This is a genomic window from Haloarchaeobius iranensis (genome assembly GCF_900103505.1).
Taxonomy (GTDB): Archaea; Halobacteriota; Halobacteria; order Halobacteriales; family Natrialbaceae; genus Haloarchaeobius; species Haloarchaeobius iranensis.
In genome coordinates this window covers 1-22,028 of record NZ_FNIA01000014.1, presented here as the reverse complement: position 1 = coordinate 22,028, position 22,028 = coordinate 1, and the positions used below count along the sequence as shown (strand labels likewise).

Below are 22,028 nucleotides of genomic sequence, written 5' to 3'. Positions count from 1 at the left end.
GTAAGTGCTTTGCCCGTCCCACGAGTCAGGGCGAACACCATGCCGAACGGTAAACCGGGCGACAGCCCCTACACCGACATCGTGACCCACGGGCGAGACGTCTACAGCACCGAGGTCGACGACCTCATTCGAGACCTCGACTCGCTCGGCGCGGCAATCGACGTCCACGACGTGCTGAACGAGTACGCACTGGACCCTGCGGAGGACGAGCTCGACGCACTGGCGGCCGACCTCCGCGAGCTGAAACGCGAGTACGAGGGCGACGACTGACCACGCCGGCACCGTCCCGTTGAAGTGTCACGACGGCATACGCCTCTCCAATGGGACGCTTCGGCGGCACCAAGGTCAAGGCGCTCACCGTGGGCCTGGTGCTGAGCCTGTTCGCGCTCGTCGGGACGACGGTCTGGGGGCTGCTCCAGGGGCTCCTGGCGTTGCTCGCACCCGGGAGCCAGCCGGTGCTGGCGGCGATGCTCGGAGCCGTCGCGCCGTGGCTGCTCGCCTCCGTCCTCCTCATCCTCGTCTCCGGCGGACTCCTCCTCTGGCTCGTCATCGCGCTGGCGAGTCGCATCTCCATCCCGTCGCCGCGGCTGGAGAGCGAGCGCCTCTCCCGGCTCGCCGCGGGGGTCGAGTACTACGTGCCGGCGGCGCGGGCGGTCGAGCTGTCGGACTGGCTCGCGCCGCCGGCGCCGACGGCCGAGGAGAAGCTGGCGCAGGTCAAGGAGGACTACGTCGAGGGGAAGATATCCGGCGAGACGTTCGAACGCAAGATCGAGCAGCTCCACCGGGAGGAGGCGGCGCTCGACCGGTCGAGCATGCCCTCGCGGCTCGACGAGCTGCTCGACGATGCCGACGCGCGGGAGCGCGACGCTGCCGGCGGAACCCGGGGCGACGAGCTGTCCGAGACCGCCGTCGCCGACGCGATGGACGTGACCGTCGTCGAGGAGCGCGACGACGACGAGCCGGCGACGGAGCAGGCCTGACTACAGTTCGAAGGTGTCCGCGCGGGCGTCGGTGCTGACGCCGTAGCGCGCGTCGTCGACGCCCGTCGGCGGTTCGTCGTCGCCGTATCTCGCGTCGAGCGCCGCCGATACCGACTCTCGCACGGACGCTCGGGCGGCCGCGCCGACGCGCGTCGCGCTCCCGGAGAACGTCGCCGGCTCGCCGTCGGGGTCGCTGGCGACGACGACCGCGTCGCTCGTCGTCCCCGGGACGCCGACCGCGTCGAGGAGTGTCGCGGCCTTCGCCTCGGCGGCGACCGCGACGAGGTTCGCGAGCGCGCCGCCTTCCAGTGCACGGGTCGTCCCGACGACGACGTTGACCGTGCCGGGCACGAGTTCGCCGTCCGGCAGCTCGCCGCCCGGCGGGTCCATCGGCAGCTCGGCGGGGTTCGAGACGCCGGCCGTGGCGACGGCGACCACGGGGCCGAGACGCGCACCGCGGGCGTGGCGTGCAGCGACCCCGGTCAGGAGGACGGGTGCACCGCCGTGGAACTCGGCGGCGTCGAAGCCCGCCGCGCCGATCCGGTCCGCGACGAACGCCGCCACGTCGTCGCAGCGCCAGTCCTCCGGCACGGTGACGCTGTAGGCCGCGTCGGCGACCCGGCGGCCGCCCCGCCAGCCCGTCGAGAGCCACGTCGTGTCGGGTGCGCCGAGGCGGACCACGCCATCACGCGTCGTCGGCTCGAACATCCAACACCTCCAGCGTACGGTCGGTCGCGTGGGCGTCCTTCACCGCAATCCTGACGTGCGAGTCGAGGCCCCGGAACGTCCGGGCGTCACGGAGGACGACACCCTGTTCGCGCGCCGCCGTCAGCAACCCGTCCACGTCCCGGCCCCCGCAGTCGAGCAGGAGGAACGGTGCCGCGGAGGGGTGAACCTCGAACGCGGGTTCGAGCCCGGTCCGAAGCCGGCGGCGCTCCCGGCGGACGGCCTCGCGGGTGTCGCGGACGAAGCCGCGCTGGCGAAGGCAGTGTGTCCCGACGGCGGCGGCGGGCGCGCCGAGGGTCCACGCACGGCGGGCCGTCGCGAGGTCGTCCCGCGCCGGGCCCGTGGCGACGGCGTAGCCCGCTCGGAGACCGGGCAGTCCGTACAGCTTCGTCAGCGACCGGGCGACGACGACGGCCCGGTGACCGGCGAGGGACGCCTGCTCGGTGTAGCCCAGGAACGCCTCGTCGGCGAGCAGGCGCGTGCCGGCGTCGGCACACCGGTCCGCGAGCGCGACGAGGTCGGGGCGGTCGGGGAGCGAGCCGGTCGGGTTGTTCGGCGTACAGACGACGACGACGGCGAACTCGGCGGGGTCGACGTCCAGTACCTCGTCGACCGGGACGAACGCGGGCTCGCCGCCCTGTAGGCGTACCTCGCGGGCGTACTCACCGAAGCTCGGGGTGGGTACCGCGACGCGGTCGCCCGGGTCGACGGCGGTCGCGAGCGCGAGCCGGATGGCCGCGAGGCCGCCGGGCGTCGGGACGACCTGCGCCGGGTCCACGTCGACGACAGCCGCTGCGGCCTCGCGGAACTCGGGGTAGTCGTCGTCCGGGTAGCGCCGGGACCCGCCGAGGGCGGCGTCGTAGGCGGCCGTCGTCCCGGGCGGCGACCGCGGGTTCGTGTTCGCGCTCAGGTCGAGCACGTCCCGGTCGGTCGTCCCCCCGTGGGGCACTCGCTCGGCGTCCCGGACGGACTCACGGTCCATCGGTTCCCACCTCCCCGACGAGCCGCGCTGCGACGGCTGCGTCGGCGGCCGTGTTCGCGTTCACAGCCAGTCTGGCGTCGAAGCTCACGTGTGTCTCGCTCTCGGTTTCGGGGCCGACCACGTTGACTCCCGTGGGTGCGACCCCGTCCATCGCGGTGTCGACGCTGACGCCGAGTTGCTCCTTCAGCGCGACGGGGACGACGACGCTCAGGCTGCGTACCGTGCCGTCGGCCGACACCGCCGCGTCGAGCGCGCGGTCCACCGGTCCTGCCGCGAGCAGCGGCAGGTCCGCGGCGACTGTCAGCACTGGCTCGCCGCCGGTCGCCTCGATAGCGCTGCCGAGGTCCGCGACGTAGCCCTCTCCGGGCGTCTCGACGGTCGTCACGCCGGACCGGTCCACGAGGTGGTCTCGCGTGCAGGGTGCGTTCGGAGAGACGGCGGCGTGCAGGTCCTCGACCTGGCTCGCCGCGAGCGCGTCGCACACGCGGTCGACCATCGGGACGCCGCCGACCCGGAACAGGGGCTTCTCCACGTCGCCGTCGAACCGCGTGCCCTCGCCGCCGCACATCACGAGAGCGTCCACGCGATCACCCCCACGTGGAGCCCGACGAGGCGGGCGAGCTCGTTCGTCGCGCCGAACACGTCGCCGGAGACGCCGCCGAGCCGGCTCCGCGCCCACGACACCGCGACGGCGGCGACGAGGACCCCCGTGACGACGGGCGTGCCGGCAGCGAGGAGTCCGATGACGCCGTCGCGGGCCACCCAGCCGAGGCCCACGACCGGCAGCGCGACGACGAGTGCGAACACGGCGCCGCCGACGCCCGAGCCGTCGGCCAGCGCGCTCCCGAGGCCGTCGTGGGGCGGGTCCGCGACCGCCGCGAGCGACGCCATCGCCGCCTTCGCGCCGACCTCGCTGGCGACGACGACGGCGACGGCTTCCCCGACGGCGAGCCCGGCCACCGCGACGGCAGCCAGCGCGAGGCCGGCGACGACGAGCGAGACGGCCGCGACCGCGCCGACGCCCGTCGTGGTGTCCTTCAGCACCTCGCGGCGGCGCTCGGCGTCGCCGTGGACGACGGCTGCGTCGCCGCAGTCCGCGACGCCGTCGAGGTGGGTGATGCCGGTGAGGCCGTAGGTCGCGACCAGATACGCGACGGCGACGACGGTCGCCGGCAGGGCCACGGGTGCGCTCGCGGCGGCGACGAACGGCAGTGCGAGGCACGCGCCGACGAGATAGCCGACTGGGACCGCCGCGACGGGCGACGCGCTGAACGCGGTCCACGCACGCTCGTCGTGCCCGACCGGGAGCCGCGTGAGGAAGCCGACCGCGCCCCGGAGCGCGCTCAGAGCCACGCGACCACCCCCGCGAGGATCGTCGCGACGACCCCCGACGAGGCGACCTGCAGGACGCCCCGCTGGGCCGTCCGCGGCGACGGGTGCGACGCGCCGGCGTTGAGCACGTACACCCCCGGCTTCTCGAGTCTGACCTCCAGAGCAGCGGCGAGTGTCCCCATCGGCCAGCCCGAGTTCGGCGACGGGACCTCCGGGAGCCACTGCCGCGCACGCCACAGCGCGCGCGGCCGGCCGGCGACCTGCGCGAGCAACAGTGCGCTGAGCCGTGCCGGGAGCCACATCACGAGGTCGTCCAGGCGCGCGCTCGCCCAGCCGACCGGTTTCGAGTGATAGCCGAGCATCGAGTCCAGCGTGTTCACCGCCTTGACCCAGGCCGCCCCCGCTGCCGCCAGTGTCAGCGAGAACGGCGCGAGAACGGCGAACGCGGCGAGCGGCGCGACGAAGCCGTCGGCGAGGTTCTCCGCGGCGCTCTCGACCGCGGCGCTCCGGAGCAGTCCCGGCGAGAGTTCGCCGGCGTCCCGTCCCGCGAGCGAGCGCAGCGCCTCCCGCGCGGCCGCGATGTCCTCGGTCGAGAGTCGGACCACACGCAGCGCCTCGGCGACGAGCATCCGGAGGCTCGTCGTGGCCGCCAGTGCGAGTCCGGCGACGACCGCGCCCGCCCAGGGGTCGACCCGCGACGCGAGCCGGACGACGGCGGCGACGGTCCCCGCGGCGAGCAACGGGAGCGCGAGCGCCGCGAGGACGCCGGCGAGCCGAGGACGGTTCCAGGCCCTGTCGACGGGCGCGACCAGCCGCCCGAACCACGCGACCGGGTGGAGCCGGTTCGGCGGTTCGCCGACGAGGAGGTCAAGGCCGACCGCGAGGGCGACCGCCGCGGCTGCCGTCATCGGCACGTCGACCACCCCGGCGGCGTCCGTCGGCACCCCGTCATCGTCATCCGGTCCACCCCAGTTCGTCGGGGAGTTCGGGCAGGGGCACGTCGTCGACGTCGACGAACCGCCCGCCCAGCGCTTCGATACCGCCGTCGGTCCGCGGGTCGTCCCCGACGTGGACCAGGGCGGCGGGGTCGACGCCGAGTCGGGTCGCCGTCGTCTCGAACATCTCGGCGGCGGGCTTGCGCCACCCGCAGCCGACGCTGCTCACGACGGCGTCGAAGTCGTCCCGCGAGAGTTCGGAGCGGACGAGCGTCCGGCCGACGAGCTCCGGCACCGAACAGTTCGAACAGAGTGCGACCGGACCGACCTCGCGGGCGGCCGCGACCGCCTCGACCGCGCCGTCGCGGGTCCGTACCTCGGGGTCGAACGCGGCGACGACCGCCCGGCGAGCCGCGTTGTTCGGCGTCTCGACGCCGCGGCTCGACAACGCCGCGGAGGCGTGCGCCGGGAGCGGAACCTCCGCGCCCTCCGGCGGGTCGATGTGTCTCTCGCGATAGGCGTCGGCCCAGTCGTCCGGGACGGCAACGTCGCGGGCCGCCAGCTCGGCCGCGACGCGCGCCGCCGGGTCGTCGCCCCCGGAATCGACGCGCTCGACGAGCGTCCCGAACAGGTCGAACGAGACTGCCACTACCCTGAGACTAGCCCAAGTCTACTTGAACGACGCGGTCCCGCCGGTCCTCCCGAGGGGCGTCTTACAGCCCGATGTGGGAGGTCGAACTCGGCATGCCGTCGTCATCGTCGTCGTCGTCCGCGCCACCCTCGTGGCCGAACTCGTAGGTCGAGTCGTCGAGGTACACCGTCCCGTCCTCGACGGTCACGTCCACCGCGACGAGCGTCGTCTCCGCCGCCTCGCCGTTGTCGCAGTAGCCCGAGCAGCTGTCGAACATCGACCCGTGCTTCGGGCAGATGATCTGCCCGTCCCGCATCGCCGCGCCCATCCCGCGGTCGAGCTTCTGTGCCTCGTGTGTACATCGGTTCACCCACGCCTCCACCCCCTCCTCGCAGGGGACCAGGATGACCTCCTCCGGCTCGCCGTAGGGGTCCCGCGCGGTGAACAGCCACGACCGCTCCTCGTGGACCGTCTCGACGTCCGTGAGTTCCGTCGTCATACCACCGCCGTGGATTGCCACCCGCGTAACTCCTGTGGGCGCGAGGCGCCTGTTTTTGTCCTCGCGACCCCTACACGTGCCCATGGAAGAGTCGCTCGGCATCGAGGTCGGCTGGAACGTTCCCACACTGACGCTTGCGTTCCATCTCGCCGTCGCACTGGTGTTCGCGACCGCCGCGACACTCTCGCTGATCGGTGGTGCCCCCCCCGCTCGGCGTCGCACTCCAGACGTCGATGGCGGCACTCGTCGCCGGCCTCGGCGTCGCGGTCGCGCGGCTCGTCTAGACGGGCCACGGGCTCTCGGACTCGCTACCCCCTCCGTTTACGTCTGCCAACGTGGGGCTACGGAGCCACGACTCTCGAGGGTGGGTCGACTGCGAAGGAAGTCCGCCCTCCCCGCGCACAGTAACAAACGTGTGGACGGGAAATAGACCGCGAGAGCGTCATTCTAACCCCTCCAGGTGTTGCCGCCGAGATTCCATCTTGTCGCGGTGGGTCCGCATATCGTAGTGTCGCTCAATCGTGTCCTCGGTGGCGTTCACACGCTCGGAGACGACTTCTGCCGGGACACCACAGTTCCGTTGGTGGGTGATGCTCCCCGTCCGAACCGCGTGGGGTGCCTTCGTCGACGGGCACTGACTGGCCGCCTTCTGCTTCGTCGCCTCGCACGTCTCTGGGTCACGGTCATGGGGACAGCCACCGAGTTCACACGGTCGAGTCCACCGGTAGACCGACACCTGCAACGCGCCCCGGCTCAGTCGGCCGTACTGCGTCGTGAATAGCGGTTCCCGACCGTAGTCGTCGGTCGAGTCGATACGCCGATTGTCGATGTAATCCTGAAGGACTCGCGCGACCTCCGTCGAGATGTTCACGTCGCGCTCCCCCGCTTCGCCGTTCTTGAGCGGGGTATCCTGGTCGGGCCGGTGGCGAATCGAGATACCCGGCGCGTCGTCGTCCAGGTGGCAATCGGACAGGTCGATGGCTCGCGCGCCGCCGGTTCGCATCCCGACGTGCCAGATGAGCAGCAGCAGCGCGTGGTCCCGGCTCGCGTAGTGGAACTGCGAGAGGTAATCCAGAATCGTCTCCGCCCGGTCGGCGTCCAGCTCCTCCTCGCTAATCGTGTCCGGCTTCGAGACCGTCGGCACGAGCACCTTCTCTTTCAGGCCCGGCTCTACCGCGTCGAACACTTCCAGCACCTCGACGAACAGCGAGAGCGTGTCGAAATCGCCGTGAACCGTCGACGGTGCAAGGTCGCGCTCGTCGCGACGGTGGACCTTGTAGCGGTGGAACGTGCGCCCGGTCAGGTCGTTCAGGTTGTCGATACCCTCCTCTTGTTCCAACCACTCCCGGAACTGCTTGAGCCGGTAGTAGTGCGTCTGTAGCGTTCGCTCGGAGAGTTCGCCTCGACGGTGGTCGAGATACATCTGAACGCCCTCGCCCGGCGACAGCGGTTCGAGGCCGTCGCTCATCGGGTCACCTCGTCAATCGAGAGTCCGTCGTCAACGGTCTCGATTACCTGGTACGTGTCGACCGTCGACGAACCGAGTGGGTCGTCGTCGAACCCGTGGCTGTGGCCGAGAAACGCGCTCGTAGCGGCGCGAAGGAGGCCGAGGGTACACTTCGGCGGGGTCCGGTAGGTCTCGATACTGACCCGAGTCGCGGGCTCGCCGTCGTGGAGTTCCCCGAACGCCTCGCCCGAACTGTCGAGCAACGTCGATGGGTAGGGCTGAACCGAGAACTCGGCGTGACGGTACGTCAGCTGGTGGAGTTCCGCCGTGAACTTCGAGAGGGACCGAGTGGGTTCCTCCGGCAGTCGGAACGGGTACTCGTGTGGTTCGACGGTCCCCTTCCAGGGGTGCGAGAGGTGCGACGTCCCACCGAACTCGAATTCGGTGGTCCGTTCGTCGTCGACCTCCGAAGCGAACTGCTCCCATCCGTCGTAACCGGGGAAAATCAACGTCGCACCGACCCGGTAGGGCATCGGGTCCCGGCTCATGCTCGGACCCCCGTGACGGCCGCGATAGTCGGGGTTGCGGTGCTATCTGACGGGGATTTAAGCCCCGCGCCAACGTTTGCGTACATGGGTTTCGTGCTAGGTTTACGGAAGCCCACGCGGACCGGTGCCCTTACACCGGGTCCGCATTTCTGCGATGGACCCAACGCCGAGCGAAGGGTCCGCGAAGAGCTTCCGTTAGCCACTCGTTCTAACTCAGGGGACATAGTTCTAATGGACGAACTAACTCTCCCAAAAGAGCTAGCTACGGAGCTAAACCTTAACAACCAATGATACTTTGCCCCTCCGGGCGGAGAACGACGATAATGGCCGGAGGTAGGAAGGAAACAGTCTCCGACGACGAAATTCTTAGTCTCTTCGTGGAGACGGACGACCCTGTTCTCACCACGTCGGAAGTGGCGGATGTGTTGGACTTCTCTCTCAACGGTACCCGCAAGCGTCTCGACAGTCTCGAAGCAAATGGGCTTCTTGCCGTGAAGAGAGCGGGCCGTGGAAAGATATGGTGGCTCACCGACGAAGGGCGTGAATTTATCAAGAACGCTAGTGAAAACGGCGAGTGACCGTGGCCTACCAATGCGCCCTGTGCGGGTCCGACGATGCACAGCCCGAAAGCCTCCCCGTCGACTGGGAAGAGTACCTCCGAGACGAGCGTGACCTTTCACCGCCGGGTATCCAGTGGCAGGTGCCGCTGTGTGGCGAGCACGCCGCCGAATACGACCATCTACGGAAATCGTATCTCGACCGGGGCATGATGGACGACGAGACCGCACAGAAGGTCGAAGGCGACGCGGACGACCTCCTCGACCGTCTTGACCTTGACCGGCTCGTCGACGAGCAGTAATCCCCCTCACGGGCGACCCTCCTCGCCGTACACGTCGGTGTACGCCCCTGCGTCGGTTTTCAGAACAATCTCGTCACGCTCGAAGGTCTCACCGCGTCGCTTGTCGTGCAGCTCATCGAAACTCCCCTCTTCCTCAGGAGCACGCGCGCAGCAGGCACACCAGAAGTGGTGATTCGTCGGTTCCCACGTCCGGTGTCCATTCGGACACGTCCAGCGCCAACGATGCATCTTATCATCGACATTGACCTCGACTTTCATCTCGTTTGCAACCGATGGGGTGTATGGTAAAAGTCCGAATCCTTGAGCGGGGTGAAAGTGAAAGTAATCCACTAATCGGCTCTACTGCCTGATTTCTAGACCCATACTGTATCTAGTCCGATTTGATAACTCCCGTGTGTGAGTGAAACTGATGGTACTGGTTCTCATCTAGTTCTGGCTGACAGTTAAGTCTAGATTCTCGAACACTCGGGTGTAGTATGGCAACTACGACGAAGGGGCCGAACTGGCTCCACAACCCGAGTGGAATCGACTTCATCGACAGCTTTCTCGCGCCGTTTTTCGTGGCGGCGACGTTCGCCATGGCGGGCATCGCCACGGTCGGTGTCGACGCTCCGGTGACGGTGTACATGGGAGACGTGCTGTACACGGTCTCGAACGGGCCGACCATCACGGTTGGTGCGGTCGTCACGCTGCTGGCGATTGGTATCGCGTGGGCGACGAACCAGCCGGACATTCTGGAACCGGAGAGCCCGCTGGAGTGGGTTGGGCCGGTGTTCATCGTCGCCAACCTGTTCTACGTGCTCGTTCCGGCGTTCGCGGACCTTATCGCCTCGTTCTGGGGCTTCGGTCTGCTGATGGTCGGTGTGAACGGAGCCGGCTTCTACCTGCTCGCGTACGAGTAACCCCGCTTTCCCCATCCCATTCATGAGTACCCACCAATCCGCAGAACCCGGGAGAATCGTGCTCCGAGGCTTCGACCCGGAAACCACCGAACGGCTTCGGAGAATCATCGCCAAGGCGGGCATCCGCCAGCGCGTCATCGACCGGGGTGAGAATCGTGAGTGATCCGACCGCGCGGCTCGTCGGCTTCGCGTTCCTCCTGGTCGTGCTCGTCGGCTCGCTCGTCTGGTTCGGGGTGAGCCTCGCATGAAGGCCAGACAGTTCGCGGTCATGGTCATGGCCGCGTTGCTCGTCTCGACCACCCTCGTCGCTCCCGCTGCTGCCGCAGCTCCAGACGACGATGACGACGGCGACGGCTTCGCGGGCGACCCGTGCGGGCGGGACGCTATCGGCATCGCCATCGACGTGCTCCAGCTGAACCTCGACAAGTCGACCGAGTGCCGCATCGAGGAGATTCGCCAGGGGAACAAGCAGCAGGAGATGCAGGACATCCACAGCCGGGCGGAGACGCTTGCTGTGTACTCCGATAGCTTCCTCGACGGGCACGCCAACAGCCTCGAACACGCCCGCACCGTCGCCTGGACGAAAGCAGAGGTGGCCGCGCTGAACGCGCTGGAAAACAACAGCACGCAGGCCGAAACGAGGCAGGCCGCTATCGCCGCTGTTGAGGAGTACTACAGCGTGCTGCTGACGAACTTGGCGGCGGACCGGAACGCGAAGTGGGAGGACTTCATGTACCTCGCGCGGACCGTCGAGATGGAGGAGCTGAATCAGTCCACCTTCGAGATCGATTACGCCACCTACGACGACCGGCTGAACCACGGGCTCGGTGAGTACAACCTGACCGACGTGATGAACTACACGCTCCCGAACGGGAGCACCGTCCAGTTCCAGGCGATGCACGGCTACGCATCGGGCTCGCACGTCGGTGGGGGCGGCATCGGCAGTCACTCCGGCCCGCTCGTGCAGGGTGCGACGTGGCCGAACTCGGACGACTACGGCCCCGAGGACGTCGAGTACATTCACGTGCTCTCTACGTTCGAGAACGACACGGTGATGGTGTACAACAGCACGCGCTGGTGGACCACCATCGACCGCATTGAGAGCCAAAACCAGCAGATGCTGGACAACCTCAACAGTACCGTGAACGGGCTGTACGGCTCGTACGTCCGCGGTGAGCTCGACATTGACGAGTACCAGAGCACGCAGGCGGCAGCGATGGACTCCAGTCAGGACCTCCGCGGAGCGGGGTGGATGTTCTACTCCGCGCACGCTCTTGCCTCGGCGGGCGCGACTGTCCCGAACCTTTCCGAGACCGGGTCTATCACCATCGAGACTGCCGAGTTCACCCCCAACAATTCTACGGAGGAGCTGACCGGGCTGTTCGTCGGGGACCCGCCGGGATACGAGAACTGGACCGTCGGGACGACGTACTACCCGGAGTTTGGGAACCAGAGTCTGCAGTTCCTCGTGTCCGGCGAGAACCGCTCGGTGGAGCTGACCGAGAAGTTCACCGTCGTCGGTGCCGAGAACCACGAGGGTCAGGAAATCTCCGTCGTTGAACCCCAGACGTACAACTACCGGACGAACAACTACAGCGAACTCGGGGAGAAGCTGGACCGGCTCATCGAGCTGCGTCGCATCGAGCAGCAGCGTATCGAGGAAGCCGCGAACAACAGCGGTGGGACTGGAAACATCGGGTGGCCGGACCTCGGAACCGGAGCCGGGTTCGCCCTCGGTGGCGGTGTCGTCATGTTGGTGTTCGCGGCCGTGCTGGTCGGTGTAGGCGTTAAACTCTACATCGAGGTGATGACGCCGTGAGACGGGCCGCGGTCATGGTCATCGCGCTGGTGCTGGTCTCGGCGGGTGTCGTCCCTGGGGTAACCTCTGCACAAGACGGGGACAACACGACCGAGGCGACCACCACGATGCCCGACGACGGGAACGCCTCAACCATCCAGGCCGACCTCGGTTCCGGCGTCACGCTCGTCGACATGGAGTACTCGCCGGGCCGTATCGTGCTCATCGTCGAGGCCGACTTGTCTGGGACCCTGTTGATGTGGCAGGACAGCATGGGTGCGATGAAGGAAGCCAATCGTCGTTCGTCCAACAGCGGGCTCTCCGCCGTCGACATGGCGGGGTACCAGCACGAGGTGTGGCTGGACCAGGGGACGAATCGCGTCGTGCTCGACGTCGAGACCTGGCGGGGCACGTCGACGGTCTCCGTATGGACCACCGAGAAGGAGTTCGTCATCTCGAAGGAACTTCCATCGAGCAACCCGCTGGAAGCCTTCGGCGGCACGCAAGGCGTGTTCGCTGGCGTCGGGACCTCGGTGCTCGCGGCCCTCACCGCCACCGGTTTGATTCTCCGGAAGGAGCGCGGGGAGGTGATTGAGGCATGACCATGACCGGCAAGACCAGCGCCACGTTCGACGGGTGGGCCGACCGCCTGACGTACATCCTGAGTAACGCGCAGGCACTCGTGGCGGGCCTGCTCGTCTCTCTCGGCGTGCTCCTGTGGCTGTGGCGACCCGCGCTCCCGTCGCTCCCGCCGTGGACCGGCGGTGTGTTCGCCACCGTGCTGCTGTTCGGCCCGCCGCTGACGGGGCTGTTCGTCACCATCATCAAGCTGTTCTGGAAGCTGACCCACGAAGAGGTGTACCACATCAACGCCGCCGAGGACGTGCGCCGGAAGCTGTACGTGAAGCCGGAGGTGTGGGAAGAGAAGACCGTCGAGGGTCCCGCGCCGTACCAGGTGAACGATAACACCGCGTGGGAGGTGCGGGAGTTCGAGTACCACGAGGACACCGGGGAAGTCGTCGTGACGGGCTGCTACATGAGCCAGATGCAGGATTCGGCGCTGGTGACGTTCAAGTCGCTGGTGTACGACCTCCACGACCGATTCGTGTATGCCTGGCTCGAACGCAACGAGCTGCGCGGGACCGAGACGCGCCGCGCGCTGGAGAACCAACAGGAAGTCATCAACCGGAACGCCGAGGCGACAGAGCGCGGGCTGATGCTCGCGCCCGACACGGTGCGCGAGCAGTGGGACGACACCATCGACCGCGTTCACGACTCGGACGACCGGCTCGAAATCGACGAAATCGAGGACTACAGCACCGGCTACGACCCCAAACGCAACCCGAACGCCGAGCGTATCGGGCCGAAACGACCGCCCGAGATGCAGGAGGGCGATGACCCATGACCGACCAGCAAGAGCTGTTCACCGCAGGTGGGGCAATCGAGTGGCGCGACGGCAACACTCGCCGCCAGAACGACCGGGTACATCACCACGCGCCCCACGTCCAGGACGACCGGATTGCCCGTGCGCTCTCGATTCGCACCGAGATGTACGAGCCCGAAGAGTGGAATCGTCCGGACCTCGCGCCGGGGCAGGCGAAAGACCTCGACGAACATCGGCAGCTGCTCCGAGTCGCTGGGACCGAACGGTTCACCGAGGCGTTCGAGCACGGGGACATGAGCACGCTCAAAAGCTTCCCTGGCGACCCGAGCCAGAAAGCGGACGTCTCGGGTATCAAGGAGATGGACCGGCTTCGCGGGCTGATGCGCGGTCCCGCACCCATCATCTACATCTTCGCCCCGCCGGGGGCCGGAAAGACGAACTTCGCGCTACTGCTCGCCCAGCTGTGGCAGGAGCGACAGCCCGACGACTCGCTGCTGGCGTCGAACATCAAGACACTCGAAGAGACGGACGAGTGGGTCGATGACAAGGGCCGGGTTCGGGACGGCTGGCTCGGAAGCTACGGTGAGCTGACCGAGTGGCTGAAGCAGGATGGTGACGTGCTCGCGGGGAACCCACGCCCGAAGCTGTTCGTCTGGGACGAGGTATCTTCGGCTGGCTCCGGCGTCGGTGAGCAGGGTTACACGATGCGGACGAAGATGGGACCGCTGCTGTTCAAAATCCGGAAGTACGGCGGCTCGATTATCGTCATCGGACACGACCCGAACAGCGTCGCGCCCCTGGTTCGGGAGCTGGGGACCATCGTGAAGAAAATCGACGTGAAGGAAGCGCAGGTATTCGACTCCATCAAGAACGGCTCCGCGCGTAACCCACTCGGAGACCCGATTCAAGGGATTCCACCGACGGACCTCACGTACAACGACAAGGAACCGACGAAGTGGTCCTGGGAGGATTCGAGGGCCGACGACATCGACTCGTCGGCAGACTTCGAGGACACGATGGAGGCGGTCGCGATGTACAACATCGTCACCGCCCGGGAGGAGCCTGAGAAGTGGGACAGCGAGGAGCCTGTTGCATGGCGAAAACTGGCGGGAGCGACCCCGTGGGACCACTCTACCTGTAAACGCCGGTACGACCGCTACACGGACGACGGGAAGTACCGCGACGAGGTGCAACAGGTCGCGGAGGTAATCGCATGACTGCACGGGCGCGCGAGCGTGTTGCAGTTGCAACACCCCGTCCCGTACTCGTAGGTCATACGCCGGTCGCCCCGGTCTTCGACCGGCGCGACCTCGCCCATGACCGCGCCGCGCTCAGACGAGAGGAGTCGATATATATCAGCGCGCGAGGCGCGTAGCCATGCCCTCGAAGAAAGCCAACCAGTACGGCACGGCAGCAGAACACTACGTCATCGAGCAGCGGAATCTCGAACCCGCGCGCTGCTACTGGCACGATGCGAAATTCCAGAACGGGACGCCCGTCGAAATCAAGGCCTGCGACGTGGACTCGACCGGCTACTTCCAGATTTACGAGGAAGCCCACCGGAAGCTCCGGCGAGCTGGTGGCTGGTATGCCTTCGCTCCGTACCGACGCTCCGGGTCAAGCGCACGAATCGTGACGGTGAGGATGCGTCGGTCGTCGAAGATGCCGCTGATGAAGTGGTCGGGGACAGGTGGTCACAGAGGGTCCCGGAAAACGAAAGTTAGGGTTGAGGCAGTGCTAGAGTGAATTCCAACTATCATACATCTAGTCAATAGATTAATACTGATAGAATGGATGGGATTTGCTGATGGCGAACAGGGTTGCGAGTGTACTGGAATCGTACGACTTTTTTGGGAAGTCAATTCCCGGTATCGTTGCTCTAATCGGGACCAGTGCTCTACTTCCTGGGCTCCCAATTGAATCGCTTGCAGGGCCAAACGGGACGGTGAATCTAGCGGTGTTGACCGCTGTCTCTTTGACACTAGTATTTTCGGGACTGGTCTTGGGCCAAGCAGTCCACACACTCGCTGATAATACGGAGAAAGCACTCTATCGCCTTGGAAGATGGGTAGCAGACAAATACTATGTTCGTGCTCCTCTTCTAAATGAGAAGCACTGGGAAAATCGAGAAAGCGTTAAGAACTGGTTGAAACGTCGATATTGGGGTATTCATGATATATTCAAGAGTCATCGGAGGCTCTTTGAGAACCAGCTGGGTTGGTATTTTGATCTCTCGAAGGAGAGAAGAGGGTTAGGTGGTTCTAATCTTATTTACGACCGATTCCGAGATTGTTGTGAATCAGAGTTCGGCATTGACATCGGGAAATTTGAGCAGGAATCGAGCGAGGGAATTGAATTGAATGGATATCCTGAATTCCGCCAACTGTACCCCATGGTCACAGCAAAACTATCTCAAACAGATGCTGGACGTGCTGAAGGTTTTCAAGCTCGTTACTCTTTTTGCCGCGGGATGTGGGTAACGCTACTCTTACTGCTATCACTTTATCTGGCTGTGTTGTTTGTCCCTCTCACACCGCATGCCTTGGATTATCGCCCAGTTCTTCTTCAGATTCTCACAAAGTACGAACTGGGATTATTGATGTGGGCAATGTTATTCGTCGCACTTGTATTCATGGATGCCTCTGGAGATTATAAACGACACTATATCGAATACCTAATCAGCGACTTTTGCGTTGTGGCCGGTGCTACCCCAGAAAATATGAACCAGGACAAATAACGTGTAAACTACTTCGATTGAGATTGGTCAAAGAGAGACTGATTGTGCCAGATACAACTACGAATCATACTAAGGGATACTAAGGGACCAGAAAGATGCTGAAACAGACGGGGCTCAGCGAAGAAGAGTTAGACAGAGTAAAGTTAGTTATTAAGGAATTTCTGGTCCAGTCCCAGCGTGATGAGCTGTTCGAGACCCGGATACAGAAATTAATATTCTACGGCGAGGTCTATTGCGTTGTTCACTATTCGCGTAGGATGACCAAAGCAGAGTATCGGCCATACATGTATGGGGCATTCTCCCGAGACGTCCGCTACGCACTCAACGTGATGGACGATATAACAGAGAAAAATAGAATTGTAAATAATAACCGGACGACAGCTTACAGTCTGGATTCAAAGGACAATTTTGTCTCTGATGGTCTCCAGAGAATTATTTCCGCAATCTGTGATAAAGTGAATAGGGAGTCGACGGAAGAACTGGCTCAATTTAGTAAAGACAGCTGGCTGTTTGAGGAGACGGAATATGACCAACCGATGGATTTTGAGGAGTTTGATAGGGCTATCACCCAAAATGATGGCATAAAAAATAAGCTGGAAAGACAGCTTCCTGAAAAAATAGATGGGGTCGAGAGCGAGCTCTATACAATTTCATAAGTTCTGAGTGCAGAGTAATTATCTCTTTGGCAGTAAGTTGAGTCAATTGTTCTAAGTATATTAAAATAATTTTGAACAACCTTCATTATATTCTAATGGTGTCTTGGGTGCCACTGGTTTGCAGGCAGTACCCATTCAATACTCGTTTAAACGCCTGCTATATCAATTCGGTAACAACAGTGCCGCCATGGTCCAAGGCGGTCTATTCATCACACTCTACGACGAGGAGACTCTTCGACTGTACCTCGACCGAGGCATCTACGGCCAGCACATGTCTCCCGAGGAGAGTGAGCCGTCGTCGTATAGCAATCACTATCCGACGCTCGCGGACTATGCTTGTGGCCGTGAAGGGAATCACGTGTTCTTCTTCCGTGACCGAGAAATCTACTACGGGGGGCAACTCGTCGGGTCCGACGAACACGGCGCGTTCTTCATCAACGGTCAGCGGAGTCCACTCGGGAGAGACGCCGATGCTCCGCTCGTCTGGGACGAGTCCGACCGTGACCGGTATGACAGGGTAGAGCCGGGTCTGTTCACGGTAAACGATGAAGACGAGGAAGACGACGCGGTGTGTCAGCCCTTCCTGCTACGCTTCGAGGATGACCGTGACCTCGCCGGGACGTACATCCAGTCCGACCAGCTGTACTTCGAGCTCGGTGAGTACCCGTATCCGCTTCCCTCGAACACGATTTCCGGGATGGGATTCTGTACGCTAACTCCAGGTGAGACGCAGACGATGCTCGAACTGATGGAGAACGAACCAGAGGGCCACATCGAACCCGAGAGCGACGAAGACATTGAGCTTCAGGGAGAGCCCGTTCCGTATTCGCCCGAGTACGGTGTTGACGATTCCGAAGATGCAAATCCTGAATCCCATCTCGAAGCAGGTGTGACGGCGAATCCGTCGCTTCTTCCCGAGTTCCTACGTCCCGACGACGCAGCTATCTGTCGACAGGTCCCGATTTCACCGTTCAAGCCCCGTGATATGGACGAGGCTGACGTGTGCTATTTCACTGAGGACCGTATTCAGGACGGTACGATTCCGAACACGGTTATCGAGCTCAAGAACAAGCGGGCTGGGAAAGGTGCAGCGACTCAGGTCGTCCGGTACCTGAAATGGCTCCACAAGCGTCTCGGTCCCGAAGCAGAACAGATTGAGGTGTACTTGTACGCGCCATCGTTCACCGGTACGTTCAACGGCTATATCCCGGAAGAATTCACGGACCAGATTCAGAAAGTGGATTTCAGCGGTGACCGACAGACGACGCTCGGAGAGTAACTATCCGAGATGGAATTTAATTGGTTCCATGTTAAACTGTCGAGTGTATAGATGGTTGATATAATTCACACAACCAGCGAGCTGGGAATTAATTCATTCCCTGACCCAGTTAGCGAGTTCCTTAATCGAGAGAAACTCGCTTCGTCAGACCTTGATGAACAGATTGAGTCCCGCTTCACATCTTCTGGGCTCGATAAGATAGAGAAAGAAGTATTGAGGAAATTAATACATACAGCTAGAACAGACTGCGAAACTGAAACACAAACGGAGCCAGCAAGCCCTGATGAACGTACTGCAGCCCAAATTGTAGGAACTGTTAGTACGTTTATCCAGCAACGGGAGAAAGTTGGTCTCCCACCAAAGTCCCAGCTAAGAGAAAATGGCAGAAAAATACGGTTCAATGTCGCGAATCTTCCGAACGGGAAAACCTTGTATCTACACTATCCCGGTGACAAGGCATTCTGGGATAGTTACTTCGACCATCCCTTTGACTTCCAGGTTTTTCTAGAAGGATACGACGGGATTGGAGATAAGAAAACAATGCCTGTTCATAATGACTTGTTCAGCGATTTGTGGTGGAAGATGAAAGAGATATATTCATCTGACAATCCATCGAGATTACTTAACGAGTGGAGACAGGCGATGGCTGAATTGTATTGCGGGGAGAGCCCAGATAAAATATTAAATAATAGACAGGATTTAGATGATCTATCTGTCGGGAGAACTCCGGCGGCCCTGCTATATTCGACCTACTGGATTTTCCTGCAAGAGGATTTCAACTACCCGCGACCCGAATACGATGGACGGGAGTATACGTATAATCCTGTAGAGAAAATATTGGAGTCGTCTTCATCCAATTTCGGGAGAGATACGGACTACTATGGGGGTCCCAATGACTCAAACGAGTATAACCGATACCATAGAATAATGAGTGACGTAAAAAATCACGAAGGGAAATTAGTGCCCAACCCAGAGCTTCAATCCGATATACACTCGATATAGCTACTGTGAATAAGCCGGCTACTTAACCTCAAACAGTAATGCGAGTGGAGGTACCTCGGTTTAGGAAATTATAGAAAAATATGGGTTGGGTCAATAATTCTGGAGCTTTAGCTGCCCTATGTCCCCACGTTCCTCCGGAGCGACGTTTGTCGCGATAATCTCGTCTACCTCGTCGCGGTTGTCGGCGTCGCTATTGATAGCCCGTGTCGCACCCTCTGTTTCGACGTGGAACCCTGCCTCGTCGTACATCTCGAACATTACTCCGCTGTTGCTCAGGATGACGTGTACACCGTTCTCATCGAGTTCCTGAGCCAGCTCTAACAGACGCTCCTGGTCTTCCTTCCCGAACCCTTCTGCGCTGTAGTCAGTGAAGTACGCTGTCGGACTCATCGGCTCATACGGTGGGTCAAAGTACACCAAATCTCCCTCCTCAGCGACTTCACGTACGTACTCGAAGTCCCGATTGTGAATCTCGGTCTTTTCGAGTACTTCGCTCACAGCTCTGATTTCTTCTGACCGTACCCAGTCTGGGTTCGAATACCGGCCGATTGGGACGTTGAAACCACCGCTTTGATTCTCTCGATAGAGGCCGTTGTAGCAGGTCCGATTGAGGTAGAGGAGTAACGCCGCTTCTTCCAGCTCGTCAAACGGCTCGTCGTGTGGACGCCGATTGAACAGCTCCCGCTGCTGGTAGTAGTAGTTCTTGATTTCCTTCCCTTTACGGTTCGTATCGTGGTACTCCCGGTCTTCGTTCGGCTCGTTTTCTGGGTCCTCGAACGACTTGAGCCGGTCTATCAGTTCCTCGGGCCGGTCACGAACCTGCTTGTAGAAGTTGACGAGGCGCGGGTTCGTGTCGTTGATACTCCCGTCCGCCGGCTCCAGGTCAAAGAACAGTGCGCCACCGCCGAACATCGGTTCGTGATAGTGATTGAACTCCGTAGGGAAGCGTGCATACAGCTCGTCGAGTAGTTGCCGCTTGCCGCCGGCCCACTTTAGAACTGGGTTGACCATTCGTGATACTGCTTTGTTGCGGCTTCGTTTTTAAAGATTACCGTTCAATGTATCTTGAAGGGTCTTACTACCGTTCAACACTAATAGAGTGGAGTCTGGACCGTTGGATAGTGCCGAACGAGCGCGACCACGAATCAGGGCAGTTCCGTGAGCAATATCCGACAGAGGAATTCGTGACTGCCGTCGGAGAACTCAGCATGGCGACGACCTCGAAGGTTGCCGATAAGGTCGGTTGCTCGTACGATTTAGCGTATCGTCGTCTGAACTCGTTGGCTGAAGACGGGAAAATTGAGAAGGCTGATGTAGGTGGTTCGTTCGTCTGGACGATGAACGAGGAATAGTCACTCTGCATTGGTACTGAGGTTTAAAACCCATCGACCCAACCGGGTTCACATGCAGTGTGAACATTGTTCCGCTGACGTTGAGTTCTGGGTCTACGAGCAGTATCTTTCAGACGATGGCGTTGGTGCTGTAGAAAGGAGTGAAGCGGTTTGCTCTGAGTGTGTGAAAGAGGTAGAGCCCGAGGCACTCGACCAGGCGCACGCGAACTACGAGTATCGAATAGAACCAGACCCGGAGGCTTTCGGTATGAGTCGCATTGGGGAGTAAGTTTCAACACGGCTTTTCGGTACTGGGGGCTGTCCTCTCGACAGCCTTACCTCGACAATTCCACCGTCTTACTCACGAGTCGCGTCGACGATTTCGGTTACTTCGAACGTTACAGCTCTCGTTGAGAGTGTAGCGGCTATCTCTCGCTTCTGCTGCATGGTCAGGTCATCGCGTTCGAGTACGGCCTCGGCCGCGCGGACGAGCTGGGGCACGTCCTCGCAGGCAGAGACGACGGCCGTCGTCTTGTTGCAGTCGTAGAACCGGCTGGCTTTCTCGATGGCGTCTCGTCGATATGCTTTGTCGCCGTCGGTTCGGATTCGCATGGTCGTCTCGTACACACGACCCCCAGAATCCTAGTTTTTTCGAGTGACTGGGACCCCCATTTCGGGGTGAATCGCCCGACTTCTGTCGAGCTGGCGAACGAAAGGGCGGGTTGAGACGACGATGGGCGGGCCTATGTACACACGGCAATCTCTACTTCGTGTGCATATTCGGGGAACCGGATTTCTCGACGTGTGACCCCAGGGGGGAGAGTTTGGGGAGCTGTGGGTGCCGGGAAATTGAGGGCGGTGAAATTGCCAAAAACACTATACTGTGGTAGCGGCCATAGGTGTTCATGGCGCAATTCTTCGGTAGGGAATTTAATCACATTGGGCAAGCGCACAAACAAGACCTACGAGGCCTTGAAAATAAGGGTTGTATCTATACGCAATTCTGGCGTGAAGACCGTGAGAAATTCGCATTTTGCAGGATTCAATTTGAACCGGGGGAGATTGTGAAGTACGTCGATTCTATCCATGGATATGACGAATTCTTAGGGTATGTAAGAGATGGAAAGTCAAATCAAGAAGCCTTACAGATGATCTCGAACGAGAAGGTCAAGCGGGAGGCCCAGGAATATGCTGAGTGGGCTAAAGACCAAGATAACGCGAACCCTTATTGTCTGGCTGCCTTCTTACTTGACCATCTTGAGGCTCTTGTGAGCGGGCATATGACCGATAGATATGAGTTCCTCCAGGAAACCTATACAGGAGACCGTAGGTTCTTATTGACAGAAATATTTGAAGGGTTCTCAAATTCATTTTCTATATTACAAGATAGAGACGAAGACCGTCCTGATTTCGAAATCGAGTGTGAAACAGACTTTCAGGACCTGCTATATGCGATAATGAAACCAATTTTCCCAGATGCAAGGCCAGAAGAATATACACCCAAGCACGCAACTAAGTCTAAGCGCATTGATTTCGTAATTCCTGGGATTTCGACGGTGATTGAGGCTAAGTATGTTCGTGATAGTGGTCACGCAAAAGAAATTCCAGATGAGTTAAAGGTAGATATCGAGAGCTACCACGCTCATAGTGATTGTAAGCAAATGTACTGCGTCGTATGGGATGGCGATTCAGAGATTGAAGATGTGCCGAACTTCGAAAGGGAACTCACAGGACCACGAACAATAGATGGAGACGAATTCCAAGTTGAAGTACTCGTGCTGCCATAGGAAATCCGGTTGATTAGAGAGGTCCTTGGAAAGAAAGTGGCTATTTTGAAGGATACCCCAATTGCGCGCACCACAGGGGTGCGTTTCCCGTGGGCTTTCGCCACGGGTGGCTGTGTATTTTCAACAGGTGCGCCTTAGCCACACATCCTAATGACAAACCGGAAGCCCCCCTTCCGGTTCGTCGACGACGACTCGCGCTCGTCGAGGCGACGA

General features: G+C 61.5%; 29 protein-coding genes. 17 read left to right on the top strand and 12 right to left on the bottom strand.

Features of this window, described 5'->3' with window-relative positions; translation table 11 throughout:
* Positions 1-39: 39 nt before the first annotated feature.
* Entirely contained in the window at positions 40-270 is a 231-nt protein-coding gene (locus BLT27_RS12560) for a hypothetical protein (RefSeq protein ID WP_089734409.1), read from the top strand.
* 50 nt (positions 271-320) lie between these two features.
* Positions 321-980, top strand: coding sequence for a hypothetical protein (locus tag BLT27_RS12555; RefSeq protein ID WP_089734407.1), 660 nt, complete (start codon positions 321-323; stop codon positions 978-980).
* Here the strand turns inward: BLT27_RS12555 and BLT27_RS12550 are convergent, their stop codons facing one another.
* From BLT27_RS12550 to BLT27_RS12510, 9 genes are all read right to left on the bottom strand, one after another.
* A complete protein-coding gene (locus tag BLT27_RS12550; RefSeq protein ID WP_089734405.1) occupies positions 981-1,688 on the bottom strand; it encodes an adenosylcobinamide amidohydrolase in 708 nt (235 codons plus the stop codon). It abuts the gene before it with no gap.
* Positions 1,666-2,688, bottom strand: coding sequence for an aminotransferase class I/II-fold pyridoxal phosphate-dependent enzyme (locus tag BLT27_RS12545; RefSeq protein WP_089734404.1), 1,023 nt, complete (start codon positions 2,686-2,688; stop codon positions 1,666-1,668). Before BLT27_RS12545 ends, BLT27_RS12550 begins: the two co-directional genes overlap by 23 nt.
* A complete protein-coding gene (locus BLT27_RS12540; protein WP_089734402.1) occupies positions 2,678-3,256 on the bottom strand; it encodes an NTP transferase domain-containing protein in 579 nt (192 codons plus the stop codon). Before BLT27_RS12540 ends, BLT27_RS12545 begins: the two co-directional genes overlap by 11 nt.
* On the bottom strand, positions 3,256-4,041 hold the full coding sequence (gene cobS, locus BLT27_RS12535) for an adenosylcobinamide-GDP ribazoletransferase (RefSeq protein WP_089734400.1): 786 nt from the start codon (positions 4,039-4,041) through the stop codon (positions 3,256-3,258). The genes BLT27_RS12540 and cobS overlap by 1 nt, the downstream gene beginning before the upstream one ends.
* A complete protein-coding gene (gene cbiB, locus BLT27_RS12530) occupies positions 4,032-4,928 on the bottom strand; it encodes an adenosylcobinamide-phosphate synthase CbiB (RefSeq protein ID WP_089734528.1) in 897 nt (298 codons plus the stop codon). The genes cobS and cbiB overlap by 10 nt, the downstream gene beginning before the upstream one ends.
* 46 nt (positions 4,929-4,974) lie before the next feature.
* Positions 4,975-5,604: an HAD family hydrolase gene (locus BLT27_RS12525; RefSeq protein ID WP_089734398.1), complete on the bottom strand. Its 630-nt coding sequence runs from the start codon at positions 5,602-5,604 to the stop codon at positions 4,975-4,977.
* Positions 5,605-5,668: 64 nt separating this feature from the next.
* Positions 5,669-6,085, bottom strand: a complete 417-nt coding sequence (locus BLT27_RS12520) for a Rieske (2Fe-2S) protein (RefSeq protein WP_089734396.1) — start codon at positions 6,083-6,085, stop codon at positions 5,669-5,671.
* A gap of 442 nt (positions 6,086-6,527) precedes the next feature.
* Positions 6,528-7,553: a tyrosine-type recombinase/integrase gene (locus BLT27_RS12515; RefSeq protein ID WP_089734395.1), complete on the bottom strand. Its 1,026-nt coding sequence runs from the start codon at positions 7,551-7,553 to the stop codon at positions 6,528-6,530.
* Positions 7,550-8,080 (bottom strand): hypothetical protein, encoded by a 531-nt coding sequence (locus BLT27_RS12510; protein WP_089734393.1) that lies wholly within the window; start codon positions 8,078-8,080, stop codon positions 7,550-7,552. The genes BLT27_RS12515 and BLT27_RS12510 overlap by 4 nt, the downstream gene beginning before the upstream one ends.
* 323 nt (positions 8,081-8,403) lie before the next feature.
* On the opposite strand from BLT27_RS12510, the gene BLT27_RS12505 reads away from it, so the two are divergent.
* Together BLT27_RS12505 and BLT27_RS12500 are read left to right on the top strand one after the other, a co-directional pair.
* On the top strand, positions 8,404-8,658 hold the full coding sequence (locus BLT27_RS12505) for a helix-turn-helix domain-containing protein (protein ID WP_089734391.1): 255 nt from the start codon (positions 8,404-8,406) through the stop codon (positions 8,656-8,658).
* A complete protein-coding gene (locus tag BLT27_RS12500; RefSeq protein WP_089734388.1) occupies positions 8,655-8,939 on the top strand; it encodes a hypothetical protein in 285 nt (94 codons plus the stop codon). Before BLT27_RS12505 ends, BLT27_RS12500 begins: the two co-directional genes overlap by 4 nt.
* A gap of 6 nt (positions 8,940-8,945) precedes the next feature.
* Here BLT27_RS12500 and BLT27_RS12495 read toward each other — a convergent pair whose 3' ends face one another.
* A complete protein-coding gene (locus BLT27_RS12495) occupies positions 8,946-9,197 on the bottom strand; it encodes a hypothetical protein (RefSeq protein WP_089734387.1) in 252 nt (83 codons plus the stop codon).
* Between the two features lie 218 nt (positions 9,198-9,415).
* On the opposite strand from BLT27_RS12495, the gene BLT27_RS12490 reads away from it, so the two are divergent.
* From BLT27_RS12490 to BLT27_RS19225, 10 genes are all read left to right on the top strand, one after another.
* Positions 9,416-9,841: a DUF8023 family protein gene (locus BLT27_RS12490; protein WP_089734385.1), complete on the top strand. Its 426-nt coding sequence runs from the start codon at positions 9,416-9,418 to the stop codon at positions 9,839-9,841.
* Between the two features lie 244 nt (positions 9,842-10,085).
* On the top strand, positions 10,086-11,660 hold the full coding sequence (locus BLT27_RS12485) for an Env/VP5 family phage fusion protein (RefSeq protein ID WP_089734383.1): 1,575 nt from the start codon (positions 10,086-10,088) through the stop codon (positions 11,658-11,660).
* A complete protein-coding gene (locus tag BLT27_RS12480; RefSeq protein ID WP_089734382.1) occupies positions 11,657-12,241 on the top strand; it encodes a DUF8063 family protein in 585 nt (194 codons plus the stop codon). The genes BLT27_RS12485 and BLT27_RS12480 overlap by 4 nt, the downstream gene beginning before the upstream one ends.
* Positions 12,238-13,044: a hypothetical protein gene (locus BLT27_RS12475; RefSeq protein ID WP_089734380.1), complete on the top strand. Its 807-nt coding sequence runs from the start codon at positions 12,238-12,240 to the stop codon at positions 13,042-13,044. Before BLT27_RS12480 ends, BLT27_RS12475 begins: the two co-directional genes overlap by 4 nt.
* On the top strand, positions 13,041-14,240 hold the full coding sequence (locus BLT27_RS12470) for an ATP-binding protein (protein ID WP_089734378.1): 1,200 nt from the start codon (positions 13,041-13,043) through the stop codon (positions 14,238-14,240). Before BLT27_RS12475 ends, BLT27_RS12470 begins: the two co-directional genes overlap by 4 nt.
* Before the next feature lie 160 nt (positions 14,241-14,400).
* Entirely contained in the window at positions 14,401-14,769 is a 369-nt protein-coding gene (locus tag BLT27_RS12465) for a PD-(D/E)XK family putative nuclease (protein WP_089734376.1), read from the top strand.
* 61 nt (positions 14,770-14,830) lie between these two features.
* Positions 14,831-15,760 (top strand): hypothetical protein, encoded by a 930-nt coding sequence (locus BLT27_RS19230; protein WP_139172336.1) that lies wholly within the window; start codon positions 14,831-14,833, stop codon positions 15,758-15,760.
* A gap of 95 nt (positions 15,761-15,855) precedes the next feature.
* Positions 15,856-16,416: a type II toxin-antitoxin system antitoxin SocA domain-containing protein gene (locus BLT27_RS12455; protein WP_089734373.1), complete on the top strand. Its 561-nt coding sequence runs from the start codon at positions 15,856-15,858 to the stop codon at positions 16,414-16,416.
* Positions 16,417-16,603: 187 nt separating this feature from the next.
* On the top strand, positions 16,604-17,695 hold the full coding sequence (locus tag BLT27_RS12450) for a PDDEXK family nuclease (RefSeq protein ID WP_089734371.1): 1,092 nt from the start codon (positions 16,604-16,606) through the stop codon (positions 17,693-17,695).
* 51 nt (positions 17,696-17,746) lie between these two features.
* Entirely contained in the window at positions 17,747-18,697 is a 951-nt protein-coding gene (locus BLT27_RS19225; RefSeq protein WP_139172335.1) for a hypothetical protein, read from the top strand.
* Between the two features lie 90 nt (positions 18,698-18,787).
* On the opposite strand, the gene BLT27_RS12445 is transcribed toward BLT27_RS19225, so the two are convergent.
* Entirely contained in the window at positions 18,788-19,708 is a 921-nt protein-coding gene (locus tag BLT27_RS12445) for a DNA adenine methylase (protein WP_089734369.1), read from the bottom strand.
* A 110-nt stretch (positions 19,709-19,818) separates the two neighbouring features.
* On the opposite strand from BLT27_RS12445, the gene BLT27_RS12440 reads away from it, so the two are divergent.
* Positions 19,819-20,049, top strand: coding sequence for a transcriptional regulator (locus BLT27_RS12440; RefSeq protein ID WP_089734526.1), 231 nt, complete (start codon positions 19,819-19,821; stop codon positions 20,047-20,049).
* 52 nt (positions 20,050-20,101) lie between these two features.
* On the top strand, positions 20,102-20,317 hold the full coding sequence (locus BLT27_RS19810) for a hypothetical protein (RefSeq protein WP_089734367.1): 216 nt from the start codon (positions 20,102-20,104) through the stop codon (positions 20,315-20,317).
* A gap of 68 nt (positions 20,318-20,385) precedes the next feature.
* Here BLT27_RS19810 and BLT27_RS12430 read toward each other — a convergent pair whose 3' ends face one another.
* Positions 20,386-20,640: a DUF7692 domain-containing protein gene (locus tag BLT27_RS12430; RefSeq protein WP_089734524.1), complete on the bottom strand. Its 255-nt coding sequence runs from the start codon at positions 20,638-20,640 to the stop codon at positions 20,386-20,388.
* Positions 20,641-20,933: 293 nt separating this feature from the next.
* On the opposite strand from BLT27_RS12430, the gene BLT27_RS19220 reads away from it, so the two are divergent.
* Positions 20,934-21,815 (top strand): PD-(D/E)XK nuclease domain-containing protein, encoded by an 882-nt coding sequence (locus BLT27_RS19220; protein WP_139172334.1) that lies wholly within the window; start codon positions 20,934-20,936, stop codon positions 21,813-21,815.
* Positions 21,816-22,028 lie beyond the last annotated feature (213 nt).

Coding starts and splice junctions, on each gene's coding strand:
- BLT27_RS12560 (WP_089734409.1), top strand. CDS start 40: ATGCCGAACGGTAAACCGGGCGACAGCCCCTACACCGACATCGTGACC.
- BLT27_RS12555 (WP_089734407.1), top strand. CDS start 321: ATGGGACGCTTCGGCGGCACCAAGGTCAAGGCGCTCACCGTGGGCCTG.
- BLT27_RS12550 (WP_089734405.1), bottom strand. CDS start 1,688: ATGTTCGAGCCGACGACGCGTGATGGCGTGGTCCGCCTCGGCGCACCC.
- BLT27_RS12545 (WP_089734404.1), bottom strand. CDS start 2,688: ATGGACCGTGAGTCCGTCCGGGACGCCGAGCGAGTGCCCCACGGGGGG.
- BLT27_RS12540 (WP_089734402.1), bottom strand. CDS start 3,256: ATGTGCGGCGGCGAGGGCACGCGGTTCGACGGCGACGTGGAGAAGCCC.
- cbiB (WP_089734528.1), bottom strand. CDS start 4,928: ATGACGGCAGCCGCGGCGGTCGCCCTCGCGGTCGGCCTTGACCTCCTC.
- BLT27_RS12520 (WP_089734396.1), bottom strand. CDS start 6,085: ATGACGACGGAACTCACGGACGTCGAGACGGTCCACGAGGAGCGGTCG.
- BLT27_RS12515 (WP_089734395.1), bottom strand. CDS start 7,553: ATGAGCGACGGCCTCGAACCGCTGTCGCCGGGCGAGGGCGTTCAGATG.
- BLT27_RS12510 (WP_089734393.1), bottom strand. CDS start 8,080: ATGAGCCGGGACCCGATGCCCTACCGGGTCGGTGCGACGTTGATTTTC.
- BLT27_RS12505 (WP_089734391.1), top strand. CDS start 8,404: ATGGCCGGAGGTAGGAAGGAAACAGTCTCCGACGACGAAATTCTTAGT.
- BLT27_RS12495 (WP_089734387.1), bottom strand. CDS start 9,197: ATGAAAGTCGAGGTCAATGTCGATGATAAGATGCATCGTTGGCGCTGG.
- BLT27_RS12490 (WP_089734385.1), top strand. CDS start 9,416: ATGGCAACTACGACGAAGGGGCCGAACTGGCTCCACAACCCGAGTGGA.
- BLT27_RS12485 (WP_089734383.1), top strand. CDS start 10,086: ATGAAGGCCAGACAGTTCGCGGTCATGGTCATGGCCGCGTTGCTCGTC.
- BLT27_RS12475 (WP_089734380.1), top strand. CDS start 12,238: ATGACCATGACCGGCAAGACCAGCGCCACGTTCGACGGGTGGGCCGAC.
- BLT27_RS12470 (WP_089734378.1), top strand. CDS start 13,041: ATGACCGACCAGCAAGAGCTGTTCACCGCAGGTGGGGCAATCGAGTGG.
- BLT27_RS12465 (WP_089734376.1), top strand. CDS start 14,401: ATGCCCTCGAAGAAAGCCAACCAGTACGGCACGGCAGCAGAACACTAC.
- BLT27_RS19230 (WP_139172336.1), top strand. CDS start 14,831: ATGGCGAACAGGGTTGCGAGTGTACTGGAATCGTACGACTTTTTTGGG.
- BLT27_RS12455 (WP_089734373.1), top strand. CDS start 15,856: ATGCTGAAACAGACGGGGCTCAGCGAAGAAGAGTTAGACAGAGTAAAG.
- BLT27_RS12450 (WP_089734371.1), top strand. CDS start 16,604: ATGGTCCAAGGCGGTCTATTCATCACACTCTACGACGAGGAGACTCTT.
- BLT27_RS19225 (WP_139172335.1), top strand. CDS start 17,747: ATGGTTGATATAATTCACACAACCAGCGAGCTGGGAATTAATTCATTC.
- BLT27_RS12445 (WP_089734369.1), bottom strand. CDS start 19,708: ATGGTCAACCCAGTTCTAAAGTGGGCCGGCGGCAAGCGGCAACTACTC.
- BLT27_RS19810 (WP_089734367.1), top strand. CDS start 20,102: ATGCAGTGTGAACATTGTTCCGCTGACGTTGAGTTCTGGGTCTACGAG.
- BLT27_RS12430 (WP_089734524.1), bottom strand. CDS start 20,640: ATGCGAATCCGAACCGACGGCGACAAAGCATATCGACGAGACGCCATC.
- BLT27_RS19220 (WP_139172334.1), top strand. CDS start 20,934: ATGGCGCAATTCTTCGGTAGGGAATTTAATCACATTGGGCAAGCGCAC.